This is a genomic window from Parasynechococcus sp. (assembly GCF_042954325.1).
Lineage (GTDB): Bacteria > Cyanobacteriota > Cyanobacteriia > PCC-6307 > Cyanobiaceae > Parasynechococcus.
This window is the reverse complement of record NZ_JBGKDS010000010.1, coordinates 1-6,706: the sequence shown is the minus strand read 5'-3', so window position 1 is coordinate 6,706 and position 6,706 is coordinate 1. Positions and strand designations below refer to the sequence as shown.

Sequence of the window (6,706 nt, the reverse complement as noted above, 5' to 3'; positions counted from 1 at the left end):
ACGCGCAAGCCCATCAGCTGGGATTTCTATCCGATTCCACAGGGTGTGATTCGCCGGGTGGAACCCGCTGACCTTGCTTGGATGCGGTGGCTTGGACCCTTGGCGCTGCCCTGGCGGTTGCGACGGCTGCGGCGTTGGATGTCGCAGGAGCAGGTATCGCTCGTGATCGGGATGACCACGATTCCCGCGATCAAGGTGTTGCTGGCGTCTTCAGGGCTGGGTGTGCCCTGTGTGATTTCCGAGCGCAACTATCCGCCGATGAAGCGTCTGGGTCTGCCCTGGCGTTTGTTGCGTCGGTTCACCTACCCCTGGGCTGATCTTCATCTGGTGCAAACGGACGTGGTGGGCCGCTGGTTGCGCCGGCATGCGGGAGCCAGCCGCCAGCTGTTGCTGCCCAATCCAGTGATCTGGCCACTCCCGATGGCTGAGCCCCATCTCGAGCCCAATGCCTGGTTGGATCAGGCTGGGGTGGCTGCGGATGACCCTGTGCTCCTGGCGGTTGGCTCCAAAGCCATGCAGAAGGGGTTTGATCGTCTGGTGGCTTGGTTCAAGCTGCTGGCCCCACGCCATCCAAGGCTGCAGTTGGTGGTGGTCGGGCTCGCCGCTGGGACTTATCACGGCCGTGACCAGCAGCAGGATTTGCGACAGCAACTGGTGTCCGACCCTGCTCTGCTGGCTCGTCTGCATTTCCCAGGCCCGGTTGGAAACCTGCAGCAGTGGTACGAACGAGCGCAGCTGTTTGTTCTGTCGTCGCGTTATGAGGGCTTTCCCAATGTGCTGCTGGAGGCGATGGCCAGCGGCTGCTGCTGCATTGCGGCCGATTGCCCTCAGGGTCCGGCGGAGCTGATTGAGGATGGCGTCAATGGTCGTCTGATGCCGGAGCAGGCGCCGGAGCAGCAGTGGGTGGAGGGGCTGGATGCCCTGTTGCGGCAGCCGAGTCAGCGACAGCGATTCGGTGCCGCTGCCCGGACGGTGCGGGATCGCTACGACCCGGATCGTCTCGCGGGTTTGTTCATCACGGCCATGGAGTCCCTGTCGCGATGACGGACGATCTCTGGTTGCTGCTTCCCCATTTGGGGCCTGGAGGCGCACAGAAAGTGGCCCTGCTTGCGGCGGAACGGTATCTGGCGCTGGGCTGGTCGGTGCGGCTGGTCACGCTGTTGCCCGACCATCCGGTGGTGCATGCTCTGCCCGCAGGCTTGATGCACACCGATCTCGGCCCAGAGGTGGCGGCCCGTTGGCCAGCGTTCCTCGCTCCCCAGCGCCGATTGCATCGACTGGTCGTCAAGCTGCTCGCCAGCCTGGGTTGGCCCTTGCTCGCACGGGCGCCGTGGCCCCTTTGGCGGTGGTGTGTGGAGGCCATTGGTGGACCACAGGCTGAGCTGTTGCGTCGTCGTGTGGCGGCCGATCGGCCGCAACGGCTGCTCTCGATGCTCAGTCGCACCAACATCCTCAGCTGCAGTGCCCTCTGGGATCAGCCCTGTCATCTGGTGATTTCCGAGCGCAACGACCTGCGCCGTCAGCTCTTGCCGTTTCCCTGGCCGCAGCTGCGGCGGTTGCTCTACCGCCGGGCCGATGTGCTCACTGCCAACACCGCTGGCGTGCTGGAGAGCCTGGCTGCTTTAGACGGTTTGCCGGCGCCGGTCCTGCTGCCCAACCCGCTTCCCCGGCGGTCCGGGATTGATGCGGCTGCGGTTGATCGGCCGCGCCTGGGGTTCATTGCTGTGGCCCGACTGGTGCACCAGAAGGGGTTGGACGTGTTGATCGAGGCCCTGGCGACGACCCAGGGTGTCGCCGCGGGCTGGTCCTTGACCCTGGTGGGGGACGGACCTGAGCGTGGGGCGCTGCAGAATCAAGTGGCACGGTTGCAGCTCGGGGGCCGGGTCCGCTTTCTCGGACACCGCTCCGATGTCACGCGCCTGTTGGCTGAGGCGGCTGTGTTCGTGCTGCCATCCCGGTTTGAGGGCATGCCCAACGCCTTGCTCGAGGCGATGGCGCAGGGGCTGGCAGTGGTGGTGAGCGATGCGTCCCCAGGGCCCCTTGAGGAAATTGATCACCGTCGCAATGGCTGGGTGATTCCCAGCGAAGATGTGGCGGCGCTGGCCCAGGCACTCGAGCAACTGGCGGCCGACACGGGTTTGCGTGAAAGTCTTGGGGCCGCAGCACGCGACTCCTTGTTGGCCCGCGATTGGCCCCAGCTCGCCCCCATCTGGGATGGGGTGTTGCGCGCCCCATGACCAGGCAGCGCTTGCTGGTTCTGGCACCCACGCGCCGGGCAGCGTCGGAAACCTTCGTGCGGGCCAATCTCGCTGGCCTCCCCTTCGTCACCACGGCCTATTTCGGCGATGAACGGCCGCTGACTGAGCCCCGCAGGCTGGCCTATGGCGTTGCCGTGTTGTGCAGCAAGCTGCTGACGCGGCTGGGATGGCTTCGTCTCGCCGGTTGGCCGGCGGCCGTGGTGACCCGTTGGTTGATCCGTCGCCATCAGCCTGATCTGCTGCTGGTGGAGTTCGGCTTCCATGCGGTGCGGGTGATGGAGGCAGCGGCAGAGGCTGACTGTCCATTGGTGGTGCACTTTCGTGGTTCGGACCTCTCCGCTTGGACCAAGTTCGGTGCGCAGAAGTCGCGTTATCGCCGTTTGATCCGACTTGCCTCGGGAGCGATCGTTAAATCGAAGCCGATGCGGCGGACCCTGCTGGAGCTGGGCCTGGAGTCCGACCGGATCTTGATCAGTGCCTCAGGGGCCAATGCGTCGTTGTTTCATTCCAGTGCCCCGGTGTCGGCCGCCCCGGTGTTCCTGGCGGTGGGGCGCTTTGTCGCCAAGAAAGGTCCGCTGCTCACGATCCGCGCTTTTGCACAGCTGGTGGAACAGCATCCGAGCCCTGATCTCGCCCTGTGGATGGTTGGGGAAGGCCCCCTGCTGCATCAGGCCCAGGAGTTGGTGCAGGAGCTGGGTCTCGGATCTGTTGTGCGATTTTTTGGTGCGCAGCCTCAGCAGGAGATTGCTGCCTTGATGCGCCAGGTGCGGGGGTTCGTCCAGCATTCGGTTGTGGCACCCGATGGAGACAGCGAAGGCAATCCGGTGGCGGTGATGGAAGCGCAGCTCAGTGGTCTGCCGGTGGTTGCCACGTGCCACGCGGGCATCCCAGAGGTGGTCCGCCATGGCGAGAGTGGATGGCTCGTGGCGGAAGGGGATGTGGCTGGGATGGCCGCAGGGCTTTATCGGCTTGTCGTGGATCCATCTCTGGCGCAGCGTTGGGGGCAGGCTGGGCGCCGCTGCATTCAGGAGCGGTTCACGATCGACCACCATCACAGGGATGTGGCGCAGTTTCTGCGCAACGTTCCACCCCGTTTCCGATCTCAGGCCTTCGCTCGATGACGATTCGTACAAGGCTGCTGTTGATTCGCGGGCTTGGACACAGCGGCACCACGATTCTGGATCTGGCCCTTGGAGCCCATCCCTCGATCATCGGGTTGGGGGAGGCGGTGAGGATCCTGGAACGCCCACTCCCGGAGGACGCCCAGCGTGGTCCTGCTCAGTTGCGGGGACCGTTGCGATTTGAACGCTCCTGCACCTGCGGCAAGTTGGCTGCGGATTGCCCTGTTTGGGGGCCTTTGTTGGATTGGCTGCCGAGCCATGACGACTGGCCGTTGAAGGCCAAGCTGCGGCACCTTTTTTCAACCATGCCCAGCACGGGCCAGCCCCGTTGGGTGGTGGATTCCTTTCAGGACGATCGCATTCTTCCGTTCTGGACCGACGACGATGTGGAGATTCGCGTGATTCATCTCACCCGTGATGTCCGCAGCTGGGTGCATTCCCGATCGCGGAAGGAGCGTCAGCAGGGACGTCGCTTCGCAGAATTACGTCCTCTGCTGCGCTGGTGGCGTCTCAGCGCCCGGGATGCCCATCGCTTCAAAGCGCTGGGTGATCGGGTTTTCCACCTGGGCTACGAGGAGCTTGCCCTGCAGCCCGAGGTGGCTTTGCGGCGCGTTTGCGATTGGCTTGAGTTGCCCTTTGCGGACACCATGCTTGCCCCTGGTGATTACTCCGCAAGCCATGTGTTGTCCGGTAATCGAATGCGATTTGATCCCGACCGACGCCAACGCATCCGTTACGACGGCAGTTGGATGAAGGCGGCACCTGGACTCACGCATCTGGCGCTTTGTTATCCGGGATTGTCTCGCCTGAACCGGAAATTGGTTTATTCCGGATCCTTGCCCCCAGGTGAATCACCAGTATGGCGATAAATCTTGCCGTTGCTAATGCTTGGGTCTAGGTCGTAAATTAAGGAATAAGAGGAGAGATCAATGTTGAACTTCTCAAGTCGTTTTCCTGTGTCGATGTTGAGGAAGAAATCGCCAGGCTTGGGTACGTAACTCTTTCCTCGGTCGACGCCATCTTGGATGGTGATTTCTTTGGTGTCTTCGTTGAGATAAATCAGCCGGTCGTATTTCAGCCGTTTGAGGTGGTTGTTGTTTTTGAACCACCCTTTGGTGAAGATCAGATTGATCTCCTCTCCATTGATCCGAGCGGGCTCTGTCACCGTGTCCACGGCGGCCAGGGTGGTTGCCCAGGACGCATGGGCGGCGGTGATGTCATGGGCCCGATGCATGAAATTGTTGGGCAGGCCGTCTTCGATTCCAACCAGAGCGATGCTGCAGCCGATCCCGACCCCGGCGGCCAGCCGCTTGGTTTTGAGTCGGCTGGGGAGCCGCGGGGCAAGGGTGTCGCTGAAGGCCACCACCAGATTGATGATGGCAATGAACTGCACGGGCAAGGCCATGTAATTGCTGGCTTTGAAGCCAACCAAGTAGTACAGGGCAGCGATGTAGCTCCAGGCTGCCAGGTTGATGGCGTCGAGCAGTGTGAAGCTCCACCGACCTCGGGCGATCTGAAGGGCACGCAGGCAGGAGTAACCCAACAGAAACAGCACGCGTGGGTCGAGTTGGAGGTTGGCGAAACGCAGTTCTGCGTCATAGCGGTCACCTCCGACGTAGGAGCTCGGCAATCCACTCAGGTAGATGAAGCTCAGCAGAAAGGCGATGCTGACGCCGAGCAGATTCAGTTCGAGTTCGAAGTGGTCTCGACAGGTTGCCCAGAGGTGCTTGGGCGAGCGAAAGGCCAAGTGGCGCTGTTGGATCAGCCCATGGCCCATGACCGCAAGGGCGGGGACCAAAAACAGCAGAATGGCTGTGTCCTTGGTGAAGGATCCGATCAGGCTGGCGATCAGTGCGCCGAGATGATTCTGTATCCGTCGCGTTTGCTGATAACGCAGGTAGTTGTAAGTGAAGACGGCAAACAGCAGAACAAGGATGCGCTCGCTGTAGATGAATTGAAAGTAGTTGTAGGCGCTGGCTGGAGTGAACAGGAACATGATCCCTGCGATTGCCAGTAGTGATTGGGTGTGTTGGCGCTCGCTCAGCAGCTCGACGATCTTCACTAGAAGGACGACAGTGGCAACCAGTTCGATGCAGTTAACGATGGCCCAGATTTTGACGTAGGGCGTAAACCAGCTGAGGATGTGAATGTCTTGATGTGCCAGTGGAAAGAAGCGGTAATCATTCCTGGACATCGTTTCGATTAAAAACGTCCACCGCACTGAGAAATTGTCAAGCAGGAAGCCGTCAAGGATGTCGTCGTACCAGCTGATGATCTCCTTGTAGAACCAGCTGCTCTGGTGGATGATATAGCTTGAGTAAAGGGCGAATAGCCCGGCGCTGAATGGATGTTTTCGAATGCCGGATCGGAGTCGTTCTCCCGGCGATGAATGCTGTCTTGTGTGGTTGCCTTGGAGGCGATTGTGTTCGGCCTCGATGATGTTCGCCCTGTGGATGTTGTACGCCATCCATCCCACTGCTGTGATCAGCAGGGTGAGAAAGATTCCGTGGGACAGGATGTTGTAGGTCTCGGCGAGTTCGCGACCTGCGTCGGAGGTTGGGATGGGCAGATTCGATCGGTTGCGCTCGATCCACACCCAGACAAGCCCGGCGAGGACGGTCAAGACACCACTCGCCCAAAGGGTTGGACCCACCCGCTTGGCAATCATCTGATGACTCCTTACGTGCACCATTGTGAAGCGGTCTTCCAGTGTTGATCGATCCCGAGCTGGGGGTGCTCTTTGAGCAGCGTTCGGTAGGTCAACGCCTGGGTTTGTCCGATCCGTGCCAGGAGTTCTTCCGGAACGGGTGTTGTGGGTGAGCTGGCATTCACCTTTTTGCCCGCATTCATCGCTTGATATGGAATCGATAGTTGTTCGCAGAGGCGGTGGTGGCTCGACGCATCAAAGAGTTCTTCGAACAGCAATAGGCAGATATCTTTTTGCGGGAAGCTGATTGTGAGGGATCGCAGGGTGGAGATGTAATCGCTACGCAGGCTGGGACTTCGTTCGAGTTTGTCGGCGAGTTTTTCGAAGGCCTGCAGTTCATCGGCGGGGTTCAGCCGGTTGTTTTTGCGCAGCTGCATCCTCTGCTGCGACAGCAGACGTTCGATGGGGTCGCGCAAGATGAAAACCGGGCAGGTGCGGATGGCCCGCTCTTGAAAGGCGCCTCGGATCCATTGCAGCGTGTCCGGCTTCAGGCAGGCATAGGACGGAGTGATATCACCGCTGAGTCGGCATCCCGATCGCCTCAGCAGGCCGGCAAAATAATCGAAATAGCGGTTGGGTTCAGCAAAGAACCGTTGGCGGCGCCAGGTCCGCCATTGCCA

Annotated in this window: 6 protein-coding genes; 4 read left to right on the top strand and 2 right to left on the bottom strand. The window is 60.8% G+C overall.

Annotated elements, in window-relative coordinates; translation table 11 throughout:
* From ACGVKB_RS00940 to ACGVKB_RS00925, 4 genes are all read left to right on the top strand, one after another.
* Positions 1–1,044, top strand: a 1,044-nt coding sequence (locus tag ACGVKB_RS00940; RefSeq protein WP_392349391.1) for a glycosyltransferase, incomplete at its 5' end; no start/stop codon positions are given.
* Complete coding sequence (locus ACGVKB_RS00935; protein ID WP_392349390.1) at positions 1,041–2,237, top strand: glycosyltransferase; 1,197 nt, start codon at positions 1,041–1,043, stop codon at positions 2,235–2,237. The genes ACGVKB_RS00940 and ACGVKB_RS00935, both read left to right, overlap by 4 nt.
* Positions 2,234–3,379 (top strand): glycosyltransferase, encoded by a 1,146-nt coding sequence (locus ACGVKB_RS00930; RefSeq protein WP_392345031.1) that lies wholly within the window; start codon positions 2,234–2,236, stop codon positions 3,377–3,379. Before ACGVKB_RS00935 ends, ACGVKB_RS00930 begins: the two co-directional genes overlap by 4 nt.
* Entirely contained in the window at positions 3,376–4,248 is an 873-nt protein-coding gene (locus ACGVKB_RS00925) for a sulfotransferase family protein (protein ID WP_392349389.1), read from the top strand. The genes ACGVKB_RS00930 and ACGVKB_RS00925 overlap by 4 nt, the downstream gene beginning before the upstream one ends.
* Here the strand turns inward: ACGVKB_RS00925 and ACGVKB_RS00920 are convergent.
* Both ACGVKB_RS00920 and ACGVKB_RS00915 read right to left on the bottom strand, forming a co-directional pair.
* Positions 4,203–6,002: a hypothetical protein gene (locus tag ACGVKB_RS00920; protein WP_392349388.1), complete on the bottom strand. Its 1,800-nt coding sequence runs from the start codon at positions 6,000–6,002 to the stop codon at positions 4,203–4,205. The two genes, ACGVKB_RS00925 and ACGVKB_RS00920, sit on opposite strands and share 46 nt — an antisense overlap.
* 56 nt (positions 6,003–6,058) lie before the next feature.
* On the bottom strand, positions 6,059–6,706 hold a 648-nt coding region (locus tag ACGVKB_RS00915; RefSeq protein ID WP_392349387.1), incomplete at its 5' end, for a sulfotransferase family protein.

Bases quoted from the DNA above. Each gene is read 5' to 3' on its own strand.
- ACGVKB_RS00935 (WP_392349390.1), top strand. From the start codon at position 1,041: ATGACGGACGATCTCTGGTTGCTGCTTCCCCATTTGGGGCCTGGAGGC.
- ACGVKB_RS00930 (WP_392345031.1), top strand. From the start codon at position 2,234: ATGACCAGGCAGCGCTTGCTGGTTCTGGCACCCACGCGCCGGGCAGCG.
- ACGVKB_RS00925 (WP_392349389.1), top strand. From the start codon at position 3,376: ATGACGATTCGTACAAGGCTGCTGTTGATTCGCGGGCTTGGACACAGC.